We start from the raw sequence: 14,980 nt of genomic DNA on the forward strand, positions 1-14,980 counted from the left end.
ATCGCGATCCCGCCGCTATCTTGCCGCCGGACCGTGGACCGGCCTGCCGGGCACTTGCGCGGAGTTCAATTGTTGACATCGGTCAGCATCATCATTCCAGCACACAACGCGTCGGCAACCGTTGCAGACACGTTGGCAACCTTGCGCTCGGAAGCCGAGATCATCGGCGAAGTGATACTGGTCGACGATTCCTCGACGGACAACACGGCGGCCGTGGCCGCGGACGCAGCCTCGCGGCTGGCGCTGCCGTTCCGGATCATCCGGTCCAATTGTCGAGACGCGGGCGGCTCCCGCAATCTTGCGCTGGCCGAGGCGCGCTTCCCCTGGATCTATATGATCGACGCCGACGATCTGCATATCGAGGGCGGGTTGCGGACGCTGCTGTCCAAGGCCAGGGCCAAGCCAGGCGCCGATATGGTGGTCGGCGCCTACCGCCGGCGGACCGATGGCCGGGACCGACAGTTCAAAACGCCGGCCGGCTACATGACTGCCGGACTCGCCAATGCCTCCGCCTATGTGGATGGCAGGATACGGTCGATTGCCGTCGGCAGCGCGCTGGTGTCGCGGCATACGGTCGGCGACACGCGCTTCCCGACCGGTCTTGCCTACGACGAGGACACATTGTTTTGGGCGCGGGTTATGAGCAAGGCATCGCTCGCGGTCGTGAGGCAACCGATCATGATCTACTTCGTATCGTCGGACCGTTCGGATGACCGCTTCGCGATAAAGCCTGCGCGACGCTTCCTCGAATGGCGCCTGGCGCTGCGCGAACTCGCCGACTGCGGCATTGCGAAATCGTCGTTGAAAGCGAGGGAAGGGCTTGTGGCGCTCAAGATCGCCCGCGTACACTACGCTCGCGGCGATCTCGAAACGGCGGCAAAATTCCTGGCGGTTGCCGAAGCGGCGCCCAAGGTTTCCACCGACATCTGGCGCTGCATGCGCTACCGGCTCAAAATCGCGGCGCGGCGCCGGTTCCCAGCCCATCGCGTCCAGCTGCAAAGTGCCTGATGGCCGACGGGCCGGAACTTGCAGTCGTGGTGATAGGTTTTCGGGCTCCGACCGATCTGGTCGCGGCGGTCAGGTCGGTGCTCGGCCAGAACATCCCGCTCGAGGTGGTGGTCGTGAATTCCGGCGGCGGGAATGCCCAGGCGCTTCTGGCCAATGCCGGACTCGACGTGCCAGTCATCGAGTGCGAAGAAAGGCTCTTTGCCGGGGCCGCGAGAAATCGCGGCATAGCGGCGACGAAAGCTCCTTTCATCGCCTTTCTCGCGGATGATTGCCTGGCATGCCCGCGATGGGCAGAGGTCCGGCTGCGCCATCACCGGGAAGGCGTCGCGGCCGTGGCAAGCGCCATCGCCAACAGTCATCCGCGCAATCTGGTCGCGTGCGCGGCCCATCTCGTTACCTATATGCGGCGCCTGCCAGGTCTTCCCGCTCATAAGGCACTTCGCTACGGTGTTTCTTTCGACCGAAAATTGTTCGATCGGTATGGGCTATTCGACGAACAAATGGCGACGGGAGAAGACACGGAATTCCTGGAAAGGCTGCCGAAGGCGATAGTGCCGCTATGGGAGCCGGCGGTGCTTACCGTCCATCGCAACGAGACACGGCTGATCCGAGTGATTGTCGACCAGTATCTGCGCGGATACCGATATGGGACCTACCTCAAATCCGTTGGGCACCGAAAGCCATTGCGGATTTTCAAAGGGGTGTTTCGGGACCGGCGCAATGTCGGCAAGTTCGCAAAAGAAGGCCTGGCCGAAGAGGATAGACGTTTCGCGATGTTATCGCTGCCGATCGTATGGGCGGCATTGTTCGCAAAATCGCTGGGGGCAGCCGTCGGCGTAACGCATGGCGATAGGACAGGCACGCGGCCATGATCACCATGGAGATGAAGCAGCCGCGCCGGCGGCGCGGTCGATGGCTTTGGTCGCGGCAAAGGATCGTCGCCATTTTCAGTTATCGCTACGATGCGCATCTGGTGCCAGACCTCCTCGCCAATCTCGACGCAATCGTCGATGGCTGGATCGCCTATGACGATCGCTCGGCGGATGCGGTCTTCAGCAATGAACCGCAGAGGCGGCGCGCGCTTGTTGCCGCGGCCTATGAGGCGGGTGCCGATTGGCTTTTGGCGATCGATCCGGACGAAAGGCTGGAAGATGCCGTGGCCAGCCGGATCGGCCAACTGACCAGCGGGTCGAGGCGCAATGCCTGGGGATTTCGCCTAAGGGAGATGTATACGCCGGCAAGCTATCGCATCGACGGCGTCTGGGGCCAAAAGATGCAGCACAGGCTTTTCCCCGCCTATCACCCGGATCTGAGCCGGTCGCAAGGGCCGCATGACGCCTGGTTCCCCGAACATCTGCGCTTCAAGCTTCGGGACAGCGGCCTTAACCTTTATCATTTGAAGATGATCGAGCCGAAACGGCGCGCGGCACGTCGCGACCTCTACAATCATCTCGATCCGGAGCAGCGTTTGCAGCAGATCGGCTACGACTATCTGACGGACGAGTCGGGAGCGGTTCTGGAAGCGATACCGGCCGGGCGAGACTACTTTCCCGCCCATGTCGACGACGGCGGGCTTTGGATGGCTGAGGTGTCCGCCGACCGGCGGAGCTGAAGGACGCTCTCTGGGGACGGCGGAACCAGCCGCTGTCGCGCGGCTTATTTACGGACCAGTTCCGTGGAGTTACCATGCTGCAACGAGCACAATCGTCCTTCGGCCGCCTGGCGGGTGGTCTGGAAATACAAGGGAACGGCGCGCAGAGTTCCGCCGAGCGCGCCGCGCTCAGCTATGTCAGCGATGCCGATCCGGGCATCCGGCGCCTGAGAAAAGGCAAGGGATTTTCCTATGTCGGCCCGAACGGGAGTGCGGTCACCGCGGCGACGCTCGACCGTATCAAGGCGATCGTCATTCCGCCGGCGTGGACGGATGTATGGATCTCGCCCGACCCGAACGGCCATATCCAGGCGACCGGCCGGGATCAGCGCGGACGCAAGCAGTACCGCTATCATCCGCAGTGGACCGAGGAACGGGACGGCGTCAAATACTCCAGCCTCGTTGCTTTCGCGGAAAGCCTGCCCTCCTTGAGGCGCCAGGTCGATGCCGATCTGCGCCGTCATGGACTGCCACTGGAGCGCGTTGTCGCCTCTGTCGTCTGGCTGCTCGACAACACCATGATCCGTGTCGGCAATGCCGCCTATGCCCGCGACAACAAGAGTTTCGGCCTGACCACGCTGCGCGACCGCCATGTCGAAATCACTGGTTCCAGCCTGCGCTTCTCCTTCATGGGCAAGTCCGGCAAGGAATGGAAGCTGAAGCTCGTCGACCGACGCATCGCCAAGATCGTGCGCGGCGCGCAGGACCTGCCTGGCCAGAAGCTGTTTCAGTATCTTGATGACGAGGGAACACGCCGGCCGCTGCGGTCGGAGGACGTCAACCGCTATATTCGCGAGGCATCTGGCCCGGAGTTCAGCTCCAAGCATTTTCGCACCTGGGGCGGCACCATCCATGCGGCATCCCTGTTCGCGCAGGCGGAGTTGCCCGAGAGCATCACCCAGAAAAACCGCGTGATGAACAGTATCGTCGACAAGGTCGCCGAACGACTCGGCAATACGCGAGCCGTCTGCCGCCGGTGCTATATCCATCCGCTCGTATTCGAGGCGTGGGCCGAAGGGAAGCTGCTCGGCGAAATGGCCGAAGCCAACAAACGAAAGCGCCTTATACCGGGCCTCGACGAGGAGGAGACGCTGGTGCTGAGATGGCTGCAGGCGCGCGAAGCCTGACCACACCCGGGTGACAGTGTAAACCCGTGATCGCCCTACAACTTTTTTGTCGACCATGTGTCGGGAAGGGTCTTACTGTTGCGTCCTTTGATACGGAAAGGACGCGCCATGCTTTATGCCATTCTCTGCTATGCCTCCGAAGACGTCGTCTGCTCCTGGAGCAAGGAACAGGACGAGGACGTCATGGCAAAGCTCCTCAACGTACAGGACAAATACGCCAGGGCAGGCCGGCTGGGGCCGGTGGCGCGCCTGCTGCCGACCACAGCCGCGACGACGCTTCGCAAGGTCAAGGGCGAATCGGTGGTGCTCGACGGCCCGTTCGCCGAGACCAAGGAGCAGTTCCTCGGCTTCTACACGCTCGAATGCAATCACCTGGACGAAGCCGTCGAGTTCGCCCGCGAACTCTCCGAGGTCAATCCGAGCGGTGGTTCCTACGAGATCAGGCCGATCTCGGTCTTCAATCCGACAAAGGTTCCCGCATGACCGAACTTGCCTGGATCAGCAACGCGATCAGCACCGCCCGTCCGCAGGCGATGGGCGCGCTGCTGCGCTATTTCCGCGACCTCGACGCCGCAGAAGAAGCTTTCCAGGATGCGTGCCTGAGGGCGCTGAAGAACTGGCCGAAAAACGGGCCGCCGCGCGATCCGGCGGCCTGGCTGATCTTCGTCGGCCGCAACAGCGGCATCGACGCGGTGCGCAAGCGCGCCAAGCAGGCGCCGATGCCGGAAGAGGACCAGATCTCCGATCTCGAGGATGCCGAAGGCGATATGGCCGAGCGGCTCGACGGCGCGCATTATCGCGACGACATCCTGCGGCTCCTGTTCATCTGCTGCCATCCGGACCTGCCGGCGACGCAGCAGATCGCGGTCGCGCTGCGCATCGTCTCCGGCCTGACCGTCAAGCAGATCGCGCGGGCCTTTCTCGTCGGCGAGAGCGCCATGGAGCAGCGCATCACCCGGGCCAAGGCGCGCATCGCCGATGCCGGCGTGCCGTTCGAGACGCCAGGCGCGGTCGAGCGTTCCGAGCGCTTGGCGGCGGTCGCGGCCATGATCTATCTGATCTTCAACGAGGGCTATTCGACCAATGGCGGCGAGGCGCCGGCCCGCGCGCCGCTCTGCGAGGAGGCGATCCGGCTCGCCCGGCTGCTGCTCAGGCTGTTTCAGCAGGAACCGGAGATCATGGGGCTGACGGCGCTGCTGCTTCTCCAGCATGCGCGCGCGCCGGCGCGCTTCGACGCGCATGGCGAGATCGTGCTGCTCGAGGATCAGGACCGGTCGCTCTGGAGCCGCAAGATGATCGACGAGGGCCTTGCCCTGGTCGACAAGGCGCTGCGTCATCGCAAGCCTGGCCCATACCAGGTGCAGGCGGCGATCGCGGCATTGCATGCGCGGGCGGCAAAACCCGAGGATACGGACTGGACTGAGATCGACCTGCTCTACGGCCTGCTCGAGCAGATGCAGCCGTCGCCGGTGGTGACGCTGAACCGCGCGGTTGCGGTGAGCAAGGTGCGCGGCCCCGAAGCGGCGCTGGCAATGATCGAGCCGCTGGAAGATCGGCTGGCAGGCTATTTCCACTTCTTCGGCCTGAAGGGCGGCCTGCTGATGCAGCTTGGCCGCAGCGAGGAGGCGCGCGTGGCCTTCGACCGCGCGATCGCTTTAGCCAATACCGCCGCCGAAGCCGCTCATATCCGCATGCATATCGACCGGCTGATCAAGGAAAGCACCGAGACGTCGCAGGCCAAGAAGGCGCGCTGATCCCACTTTCACTGCTGGCCCAATTTTGCGCGCCGGGGTTGGACCATCCCGGGGTGGCGGTTTTTCCCTGAAACGAGTAATGCCACGCCATGAAAGCGCCGTCGTGCCTCAGGGCGGCGACAAGACGTGGCGCAAGGCTTCGACGCTCGCCATATCCAAGGCGAGATCTGAAAAGGAACAAACATGACGATTGCGAAGGAAACGGCCTCACTTCTGGAGAAACTTGGCGTCGCCAAGGATACGCTTTCCGGCGGCGACCTCATCGTGCGCAGCCCGGTGACGGGCGAGCAGATCGCGGCACTGAAGTCGATCTCGGCGGTCGATGCCGGCAAGGCTATCGATGCCGCGCACAAGGCCTTCCAGGCCTGGCGGCTGGTGCCGGGGCCGAAGCGGGGCGAGCTGGTGCGCCTGCTCGGCGAGGAGTTGCGTGCTCACAAGGCGGAGCTCGGCCGGCTGGTGTCGATCGAGGTCGGCAAGATCCCGTCCGAGGGCCTCGGCGAAGTGCAGGAGATGATCGACATCTGCGATTTCGCGGTCGGTCTTTCGCGCCAGCTCTACGGCCTGACCATCGCCACCGAGCGCCCTGGACACCGCATGATGGAAACCTGGCATCCGCTCGGCGTCGTCGGCGTGATCTCGGCCTTCAACTTCCCCGTCGCGGTGTGGTCGTGGAACGCGGCACTTGCATTCGTGTGCGGTGACGCGGTGGTGTGGAAGCCGTCGGAAAAGACGCCGCTGACGGCGCTTGCCTGCGGGGCGATCTTCGAGCGCGCCGCCAGGCGTTTCGGCGCCGATACGCCGGAAGGACTACTCCAGGTGCTGATCGGCGACCGCGCCGTCGGCGAGGTGCTGGTCGACCATCCGAAGGTGCCGCTGGTCTCGGCCACGGGCTCGACCCGCATGGGCCGCGAGGTCGGTCCGCGGCTGGCCAAGCGTTTTGCACGCGCGGTGCTCGAGCTCGGCGGCAACAACGCCGGCATCGTCTGCCCGAGCGCCGATCTCGACATGGCGCTGCGCGCCATTGCGTTCGGCGCCATGGGCACCGCCGGCCAGCGCTGCACGACGCTCAGGCGTTTGTTCGTGCATGAGAGCGTCTATGACGCGCTGCTGCCGCGCCTGAAGAAGGCCTATCAGAGCGTTTCGGTCGGCAATCCTCTGGAGACCTCGGCGCTGGTCGGTCCGCTGATCGACAAGGCCGCCTTCGACAATATGCAGAAGGCATTGAAACAAGCGGAAGCGCATGGCGGCAAGGTGACCGGCGGCACGCGGTTCGAGAACGGCCATCCCGAGGCCTACTATGTGCATCCGGCGCTCGTCGAAATGCCGAAGCAGGTCTCGCCGGTGACGGAAGAGACCTTCGCGCCGATCCTCTATGTGATGAAATATGCCGATTTCGAGGAGGCGCTCGACCTGCACAATGCGGTCGGCGCCGGCCTGTCGTCCTCGATCTTCACACGCGACCTGCAGGAATCGGAGCGCTTTCTCGGCGTCGACGGTTCGGACTGCGGCATCGCCAATGTCAATATCGGCACGTCGGGCGCCGAGATCGGCGGCGCATTCGGCGGCGAGAAGGAAACCGGCGGCGGCCGCGAGAGCGGCTCGGACGCCTGGAAGGCCTATATGCGGCGCGCCACCAACACGGTGAACTTCTCCAAGGCGCTGCCTTTGGCGCAAGGCGTGTCGTTCGACATCGACTGAGGACATTGAGCGGTTCACCGTTTCACGGAAACGGCAAACCGCCCTATCTCTTTGATTTGACAATTCCGGACGGAAAACCGTTTCGCAATATCCTGGAATTGCTCTGAGCGCCGCGTCATCGTCGAAGCGGCTCAACGGCGCGTCTCTTTGCGCGCCGTCACGGCAAGCTCGGAGCAGGCGCCGCGGCGCTCAGCCTTCGCTCGCGCCGGAAAAACACGCCTCGAAGGCTGCGTCGACGATCGCGAGCTTGGCTGCCTGAACGGCCATATACTCGTCGAAGAACTGCCGCGACACCCACATGACGGAATGTCCGCGCTGCCCGACCCAGCCGATGCTGCCGAGCGCCTCGGCGTCGCGGAGCTTGCGCGCCAGATGCGTGCGCGACAGTTTCAGCCAATGCGCGAATTCGCTGATCGAAATGACGCCGGTCGGAATCTTCTCGAGGCTGGCGTCCTCCGGATCGATACCCGACATCAGCCAGTCCATGACGATGCCGCCGTTGTTGAGCCAGATGAACAACGAGAAGGTTTGCTGGGGTTCCCGCACCGGAATGGATGCGAGCAATCCGTCGCAGATCAATGGCTGCAGCTTGGCCAGCATATCGGGGTGTTCGAGGAAAGTCGTCAGCCGGGCTCCGCCATCGATGCGGTCGAGCGTTCGCAAATGGGCATGTATCCAGCCGGTAAAGGTCTCGATTGTGGCCGCGGTCACCCGCAAGGGATGAGCCCGGCCATCGCCACGCGATGAAATGTATTCGGCGACGTTGTAATGGAGCATTTCCTTGACGAACGCTTCGGCGGTGTTGCGGCTGGCGACTGAGTTGCGGCGCACGACCTCGATGAAACGCGCTACGGTCATTTCGGTGCGGCGGTCATCGGGGTCGCGCCTGAAATGCAGCGCAAGTCCGACATGGCCGAGCAGCCAGCGCTGCTGGGTGGCAAAAACGGCGGCAAGGCGCGGGCTGGTTTCGTAGATATGGATGAGCGCGCGCGACTGCTCCTTGACACCGCGCAGAGCTGCCGGATGACTGGCGATTTCTTCGGCGCTCAAGGGCATTTCCTGCGGCACTCCATTCAATTCGAAGCAACGACCAAAGAAGATTCCCCGCCTTCCACGGTCGTGTCCAGTTACCCATTGGAACAACAGCTGATGTTTCGGCGCGTTCTTGCTAACCCTTTGCATCGATTCGAAAAACCCGGATAATAATCCGCTCGACGGTCTAGCGTTCAATGGGCGGCCTCTTCGCCGAATCGGCGAAGTAGCATCGACGCTTGGGCTTCGTGAGTGGACAGGTCGGCAACGTCCAAAACCGGTCTTTGCAACCTGCTGGCGGCGACCTATCCTGGAGGCTTGAAATCCGTTGCCTCTAGGCCGCCGCCGAGTGAAGCCATGCCGAGAACGATCCGGACGCTGACCGCCAGCGAGGTGGAAACGCTCGTCGAGTGGGCGGCGGGGGAGGGATGGAATCCGGGCATCGGCGATGCCGCCGCGCTCAGGGCCGCCGATCCGGCAGGATTTGTCGGTGCCATCGCCGGCGGCGAGATGGTGGCCGGCATCTCGGCCGTCGCCTATGGCGCGGAGTTCGGTTTCATCGGCCTCTATATCTGCCGGCCCGATCGGCGCGGTGAAGGCCATGGCAAGGCGGTCTGGGATGCCGGCATGGCTCGGCTCGGCGACCGCATTGTCGGCCTCGACGGCGTAGCCGAGCAGCGGGCCAACTACCAACACAAAGGGTTCGTGCCGGCTTATGAGACCGTCCGCTTCAGCGGTCGTCCGGCGGGACTGACCGGGGGGCGGGAAATCCGGTCCGTTGAGGCCGCCGAGACAGCCGAGATCCTGGCCTATGACCGCCAGTGCTTTCCGGCGCCTCGGGAGGCCTTCCTGCGGGAATGGCTGCGGCCGCCCCGGATCGCGATGATGTCCACTGGCTCGACCGGCCTTGCCGGCTACGGCGTGGCGCGCCGATGCCGCGAAGGTTTCAAGGTCGGTCCGCTGTTCGCGGATGACATGGAAACAGCTCTGGCTTTGATGGTGGAACTGACGGGAAGGACGGCGGGCGAAGCCTTGCATATCGACGTGCCGGCCACTCAGATCGGCTTTACCGCCGTGCTTCAGGCTGTCGGCATGGTCCCCGGTTTCACGACGACCCGCATGTACCGCGGCGGGAAACCAGGCAATGCGCCGTCGAAGGTTTTCGGCATCACGACGCTGGAGCTGGGGTGATCGCGAAGCGAATGGCTTCGGTCCTGTGATCATTGATTGTCGGGCTTGGCGCATGCGAGATGTCTCTCCGACGTGGTTCGGATGCCGGACTGTGTCTCGCCGCAACGCTCATCGCACAGCGGAGGTTGTCGAATGGCTGGAAGAACCGTCCTGATCGCGGGCGGCGCCGGGGGAATGGGTCTTGCGACGGGGCTGCGCCTGGCGGCTGACGACGAGCGGATCGTGCTCGCCGACCTTCCCGGCGCGAAACTCGACGAGGCCGTGTCAAAGATTGCTGCGACCGGTGCGAACGCGATCGGTCTGCGGCTCGACGTCCGTTCCGTCGCCGCCTGCCGGGGGGTTGTGGACCAGGCGCGCGAGTGGGGAGGCGGCCTGGACATTCTCGTCAACGCCGCCGGCGTCTGGCTCGAGGGAGCGGCAAGCGAGGTCCGCGAAGAGCAATGGGACCTGGTGCTGGATGTCAATCTCAAAGGCGCCTTTTTCCTGATCTCGGCCGCCATTCCGCACCTGTCGGCGGCGCAGGGCGTTATCATCAATATCGCCTCCGACGCGGGCATCGTCGGCAACAGCGGCGCGGCGGTCTATTGCGCCTCCAAAGGCGGGCTGGTGCTGCTGACCAAGGCTCTCGCCCTGGAGCTTGCGCCGCACGGCATCAGGGTCAACGCCGTCTGTCCTGGCGACACGGCGACGCCGATGATCGAGTATCAGGCAAGGACCTATGGCGGAGATGACCCGGACGGCTACAAGCGCCGGCTCCTTGGGCACTACCCGCAAGGGGAAAGAGCACGGTTCATCGGCGTGGAAGAGATCGCCTCCTTCATCCATTATCTTTGCCAGCCCGGCGCGGCGCCGATCACCGGGGCCGCGCTTTCGATCGATTTCGGCATCAGCGCCGGATACTGACTCGCGGCATTGGCGTCATCGCCTTGGAGGGCTCATGACCACGTTTCGCAAATCCCGCACGGCGCTGGTGACCGGCGCGGGCGCCGCCGACGGCATCGGCGCCGCGGTGGCGCGTGCGCTCGGAGACGCCGGGCTTGCGGTCGCGATCACCGCCTCGTCGCATCGCGTCGAGCAGCGCGCCGAAGAGCTGCGGGCGGAGGGGCTCGACGTTCGTGCGGTGGTGGCCGATCTGACGCGTGCAGCGGATGTCGAGCGGCTCTGCTCGGAGGTCGGCGAAATCGATATCCTCGTCAACAATGCCGGGATGGGAACAGTCGCCCAGCCGGCGCTGCAGCGGCGATTTCTCGATCTCAGCGAGAGCGACTGGGACCGCGGCATCGATGTCAGCCTGAAGACCACATTCCTTGCCACACGCGCATTTCTGGCCGGCATGGTCCGACGCGGTCATGGACGCGTGGTGAACATGGCCTCGGTCACCGGCCCTTACGTCTCCAACGAAGGCGAGGCCGCTTATTCCGCCGCCAAGGCAGGCATGGTCGGGCTGACGCATGCGCTTGCGCTGGAGGTCGGCCGCAGCGGCGTCACCGTGAACGCCGTGGCGCCGGGCTGGATCGCGACGGGCGCCTCGACACCGGAAGAGCTCGTCGCCGCGCAAAACACGCCGCTTGGACGCGCCGGCGCTCCGGAAGAGGTCGCCGCGGCTGTGCTGTTCCTGGCGTCCGACGGCGCCAGCTATGTCAACGGAGCCGTCCTCGTCGTGGATGGCGGCAACATCCTTCAGGAGCGCAAGGGCTAGACTAACCGCGAAGGTCAACCGTCGGCCGCCGCCATCGGTCGCTACTTGTTCGTGTCGGCAATCGCGTCCGGCACCACCACCAGCTTGCCGACGAAGTCTTTGGCCATGAAGTCGGTCTGGGCGCGGTGGAAGTCCGACAGCTTGTAGACGCCGCCGACCAGCGGGCGGATTTTCTTCTCCTCGATGTAGCGCACGATGCGGCGGAAATCGGCCCTGGTGCCCTGGCTCGATCCGTGCAGCTGAAGCTGCTTGAGATACATGGTGCGCAGGTCCAACTGCACCACCGGCCCCGCGATGGCGCCTGCGGTGGTGTAGCGTCCCTCGGGCCGCAGGATGCGCAGCAGATCATTGAAAATGGCGCCGCCGACAAGGTCGGCAACCACGTCGATGGGTTGGCCAGCGGTCGCTTCGTTGACGGCGGCAGGCAGGTCGGCCACGCCGCGCGTGACCACTTTCTCGGCGCCGATGTCGAGCACCGCTTGCTCCTTGCCCTTGCCGACCACGGCATAGGGAATGGCGCCACGCGCCCGCGCCAGCTGCACGATGCCGGAGCCGACACCGCCGGAGGCGCCGGTGACCAGCACCCGTTCGCCGGCCTTCAGGCCTGCACGTTCCAGCATCTGCTCGCCGGTGAGATAGGCGCAGCAGAAGGTGGCGAGCTCGACATCGCTCAAATCGGTATCGACGACATGCGCGTTCTCGGCCGGCAGCGCCTGGTATTCGGCATAGCCGCCGTCACGGCCGTGGCCCATATAGTCGATGTCGGCAAGCGAATCGTCGTCACGGTTGTAGATGGAGAAGTCGACCATGACGCGTTCGCCGATGCGCTCGGCGGGTACGCCGTCACCGACGGCGACGATGGTGCCCACCGTATCCGTGCCCTGGATGCGAGGAAAGGTCAGCGTGTTGCCTTGCCGGCGCCAGGTCGATACCGCGGCCGCATCTTCTTCCGTACCATAGGCGCCCTGGCGCACCCAGACGTCGGTGTTGTTCATGCCGCAGGCGCTGACCTTGACCAGCACCTCGCCGGCAGCCGGCGACGGCACCTTCACATCGGTGCGGTAGACGAGTTTTTCCAGGCCGCCGTGGCCGGTGAGCTGCACGGCGGCCATCGTGGCGGGGACGGTTCTGGTCATGGCATTCATGTCGCTCTGTTCCTTTGCTTTCACGCAACTCCGGACGGAAAACCGTTCACACCTTTCCTGGATTGCTTCAGAGGCTGGCAAACACGCTGTTCACGGCGTCGGCGGTCTTGGCGACGATGGTGTCGGCCTCCTCGCGCGTCAGGCAAAGCGGCGGCGCGAAGCCGAGGATGTCGCCCTGCGGCATGGCGCGGCCGATGACGCCGCTTGCCGCGAGCGTCGTGGCGATCTGCGGGCCCACTTTGAGCGCCGGATCGAAGAAGACGCGATCGTCGCGATCCCTGACGAACTCGACCGCAGCCAGCATGCCGTCGCCGCGGACCTCGCCGACGTTTCTGTGGCCGCCGACGGCCTTGGTTAGCTCGGCGCGGAAATAAGCGCCGGTCTCGCCGGCATTTCTCACCAGATCCATCTCGTCGATCAGTTCGAGATTGGCGACGCCCGCGGCGACGCAGATGGGATGCGCCGAATAGGTCCAGCCGTGGCCCAGCGAGCCGAGCTTGTCGGAACCCCTGACCAGCACCTGCCAGACCTTGTCGGAGACGATGACGCCGGAAAGCGGCGCATAGGCAGACGTCAGCCCCTTGGCGATGGTGATCAGGTCCGGCTTGATGCCGTAATGGTCGGAGCCGAACATGGTGCCGAGACGGCCGAAGCCGGTCACCACCTCGTCGGCGACAAGCAGCACGTCGTATTTGTTCAGCACCGCCTGGATCTTTTCCCAATAGCCGGCGGGCGGCGGCACGATGCCGCCGGTGCCGAGGATCGGCTCGCCGATAAAGGCCGCGACCGTCTCCGGGCCCTCGGCGAGGATCATCTCCTCGAGCTTGTCGGCGCAATATTGCGAAAACTGCTCCTCGCTCATCGAGCGGTCGTCGCGGCGGAAGTAATAGGGGGCCTCGGTGTGCATGATCGGCGCGCGCGGCAGGTCGAAGGCGTTGTGAAACAGCTCGAGCCCGGTCAGCGATCCGGTCATGACGCCGGAGCCGTGATAGCCGCGCCAGCGCGAGATGATCTTCTTCTTCTCCGGCCGACCGAGAACGTTGTTGTAATACCAGATCAGCTTGATGTTGGTCTCGTTGGCGTCGGAGCCGGAGAGGCCGAAATAGACCCTCGACATGCCCTTCGGCGCGCGGTCGATGATCATCTTGGCGAGCGTAATCGAGGCCTCGGTGCCGTGCCCGACATAGGCGTGGTAATAAGCTAGGTTCTTGGCCTGATCGGCAATGGCATTGGCGATCTTCTGGCGGCCATAGCCGACATTGACGCAATAGAGCCCGGCAAAGGCATCGATGCTCTTCTTGCCGGTGTTGTCCCAGACGGTGACGCCTTCGCCGCCGGCCATGATGCGCGCCGGGGACTCGCCCCGCGCATGCGTGCCCATATGCGTCGAGGGATGGAAGAAGTGGTCGCGATCCCAGGCCGAAAGTTCGTTGGACTGTTCGAGCATCTTTTTTCTCCTTGCAGGGAATTCTTCCGGCGTGCGCTAGGCGACGTCCAGACAAAGGTATTTCAGATCGGTGAAGGCTTCGAGGCCATGGCGCGAGCCTTCGCGGCCGATGCCGGACTGCTTGACTCCGCCGAACGGGATCGGCGCGCCGGTGATCTTCACCCGGTTGATCGCGACCATACCGTATTCCAGCGCGCGACCCATGCGCGCCTGGCGCGCGCCGTTCTCGGTCACGACATAGGCGACGAGGCCATATTCGGTAGCGTTGGCGCGGGCGACGACTTCCGCTTCCTCGTCGAACGGGGTGACGGCGGCGACCGGGCCGAAGGTTTCCTCATGCATGATCAGCGCCTCGTCCGGCACATCGACGAGCAGCGTTGGCTGATAGAACAGCGGCCCGGCCGCATGGCGCTTGCCGCCGATGAGGCAGCGCGCGCCGCGAGCCAGCGCGTCTGCGACCTGCTCCTCCACCTTCTTGACGGCGCGCTCATGCATCAGCGGGCCGATATCGGCGTCGGGTGAAAGCCCGTTGCCGGTGCGCAGGCGCTCGATGCAACGGGCGAAGGCGGCGCAGAAGCGGTCATAGATCTGGCGCTGCACATAGATGCGGTTGGCGGCAAGACAATCCTGGCCGGAGGTGGCGAATTTGGCGTCGAGGGCGATCGTCACCGCCTTTTCGATATCGGCATCACCGAAGACGATCAGCGGCGCATGGCCGCCGAGCTCCATGACCAGCCGCTTCATCGTCGGCGCGCTCTGCGCGGCAATCAGCCGGCCGACGTCGGTCGAACCGGTGAAGCTCATGGCGCGCACCCGGGCGTCAGCGCACATCGCGCCGACGATGGTGCGCGCATCCCCGGTGACAACGTTGAAGACGCCGGCGGGCAGGCCGGCACGCTCGCCGAGCTCGGCCAGCGCCAGCGCCGAAAGCGGCGTTTCCGAGGACGGATGCGCCACCACGGTGCAGCCGGCGGCAAGCGCCGCAGCGGCCTTGCGGGTGAGCATGGCCGACGGAAAGTTCCATGGGGTGACGACGCCGACGACGCCGAGCGGCTCGCGGCTAACGGTCATCTGAGCATTCGGCAGATGGCTGGTGACGCTTTCGGCATTGAGGCGCTTTGCTTCCTCGGCATACCACTCGACGAAGGAGGCGGCGTAGTCGATCTCGCCCAGCGATTCCTTTAGCGGCTTGCCCTGTTCAAGCGTCATCAGCAGCGCCAGGTCGTCC

14 protein-coding genes are annotated in these 14,980 nt (G+C 64.5%); 10 read left to right on the plus strand and 4 right to left on the minus strand.

The annotated features are described in order from the left end of the window. Nucleotides 1-72: 72 nt before the first annotated feature. The 7 genes from EOA32_RS02185 (at nt 73) to EOA32_RS02215 (ending at nt 7,238) form a co-directional block, all read left to right on the plus strand. On the plus strand, nt 73-1,008 hold the full coding sequence (locus EOA32_RS02185; RefSeq protein WP_067002342.1) for a glycosyltransferase family 2 protein: 936 nt from the start codon (nt 73-75) through the stop codon (nt 1,006-1,008). Continuing rightward, nucleotides 1,008-1,880 carry a glycosyltransferase gene (locus EOA32_RS40735; protein ID WP_067002340.1) on the plus strand — a complete coding sequence of 291 codons (873 nt, stop codon included), beginning with the start codon at nt 1,008-1,010 and terminating at the stop codon, nt 1,878-1,880. The genes EOA32_RS02185 and EOA32_RS40735 overlap by 1 nt, the downstream gene beginning before the upstream one ends. After that, complete coding sequence (locus tag EOA32_RS02195) at nt 1,877-2,620, plus strand: hypothetical protein (RefSeq protein ID WP_128370716.1); 744 nt, start codon at nt 1,877-1,879, stop codon at nt 2,618-2,620. The genes EOA32_RS40735 and EOA32_RS02195 overlap by 4 nt, the downstream gene beginning before the upstream one ends. A gap of 74 nt (nt 2,621-2,694) precedes the next feature. Further along, nucleotides 2,695-3,786: a DNA topoisomerase IB gene (locus EOA32_RS02200; protein WP_095830718.1), complete on the plus strand. Its 1,092-nt coding sequence runs from the start codon at nt 2,695-2,697 to the stop codon at nt 3,784-3,786. Nucleotides 3,787-3,894: 108 nt separating this feature from the next. Further along, nucleotides 3,895-4,269 (plus strand): YciI family protein, encoded by a 375-nt coding sequence (locus EOA32_RS02205; protein WP_095777191.1) that lies wholly within the window; start codon nt 3,895-3,897, stop codon nt 4,267-4,269. After that, complete coding sequence (locus EOA32_RS02210; protein ID WP_128370717.1) at nt 4,266-5,540, plus strand: RNA polymerase sigma factor; 1,275 nt, start codon at nt 4,266-4,268, stop codon at nt 5,538-5,540. The genes EOA32_RS02205 and EOA32_RS02210 overlap by 4 nt, the downstream gene beginning before the upstream one ends. Before the next feature lie 183 nt (nt 5,541-5,723). After that, nucleotides 5,724-7,238: an aldehyde dehydrogenase family protein gene (locus EOA32_RS02215; protein ID WP_128370718.1), complete on the plus strand. Its 1,515-nt coding sequence runs from the start codon at nt 5,724-5,726 to the stop codon at nt 7,236-7,238. 189 nt (nt 7,239-7,427) lie between these two features. On the opposite strand, the gene EOA32_RS02220 is transcribed toward EOA32_RS02215, so the two are convergent. Continuing rightward, the gene (locus EOA32_RS02220) at nt 7,428-8,294 is read right to left on the minus strand and encodes a hypothetical protein (protein ID WP_095826664.1); all 867 of its coding nucleotides are present in this window, start codon (nt 8,292-8,294) and stop codon (nt 7,428-7,430) included. A gap of 333 nt (nt 8,295-8,627) precedes the next feature. Between EOA32_RS02220 and EOA32_RS02225 the strand changes: the two genes are divergently transcribed. The 3 genes from EOA32_RS02225 (at nt 8,628) to EOA32_RS02235 (ending at nt 11,160) form a co-directional block, all read left to right on the plus strand. Beyond that, a complete protein-coding gene (locus tag EOA32_RS02225) occupies nt 8,628-9,461 on the plus strand; it encodes a GNAT family N-acetyltransferase (protein WP_128370719.1) in 834 nt (277 codons plus the stop codon). A 132-nt stretch (nt 9,462-9,593) separates the two neighbouring features. Continuing rightward, nucleotides 9,594-10,364: an SDR family oxidoreductase gene (locus EOA32_RS02230; RefSeq protein ID WP_128370720.1), complete on the plus strand. Its 771-nt coding sequence runs from the start codon at nt 9,594-9,596 to the stop codon at nt 10,362-10,364. A gap of 34 nt (nt 10,365-10,398) precedes the next feature. Next, nucleotides 10,399-11,160, plus strand: a complete 762-nt coding sequence (locus EOA32_RS02235) for an SDR family NAD(P)-dependent oxidoreductase (RefSeq protein ID WP_095826663.1) — start codon at nt 10,399-10,401, stop codon at nt 11,158-11,160. Nucleotides 11,161-11,201: 41 nt separating this feature from the next. Here the strand turns inward: EOA32_RS02235 and EOA32_RS02240 are convergent, their stop codons facing one another. The 3 genes from EOA32_RS02240 to EOA32_RS02250 form a co-directional block, all read right to left on the minus strand. Continuing rightward, entirely contained in the window at nt 11,202-12,305 is a 1,104-nt protein-coding gene (locus EOA32_RS02240; RefSeq protein WP_095781457.1) for an alcohol dehydrogenase family protein, read from the minus strand. Between the two features lie 67 nt (nt 12,306-12,372). Next, entirely contained in the window at nt 12,373-13,752 is a 1,380-nt protein-coding gene (locus EOA32_RS02245) for an aspartate aminotransferase family protein (RefSeq protein ID WP_128370721.1), read from the minus strand. Nucleotides 13,753-13,788: 36 nt separating this feature from the next. Further along, nucleotides 13,789-14,980 (minus strand): NAD-dependent succinate-semialdehyde dehydrogenase (locus EOA32_RS02250; protein WP_145971268.1); only part of this gene is annotated, 1,192 nt, incomplete at its 5' end.

Origin of the sequence: Mesorhizobium sp. M1A.F.Ca.ET.072.01.1.1 (assembly GCF_004023325.1) — a bacterium.
Lineage (GTDB): Bacteria > Pseudomonadota > Alphaproteobacteria > Rhizobiales > Rhizobiaceae > Mesorhizobium.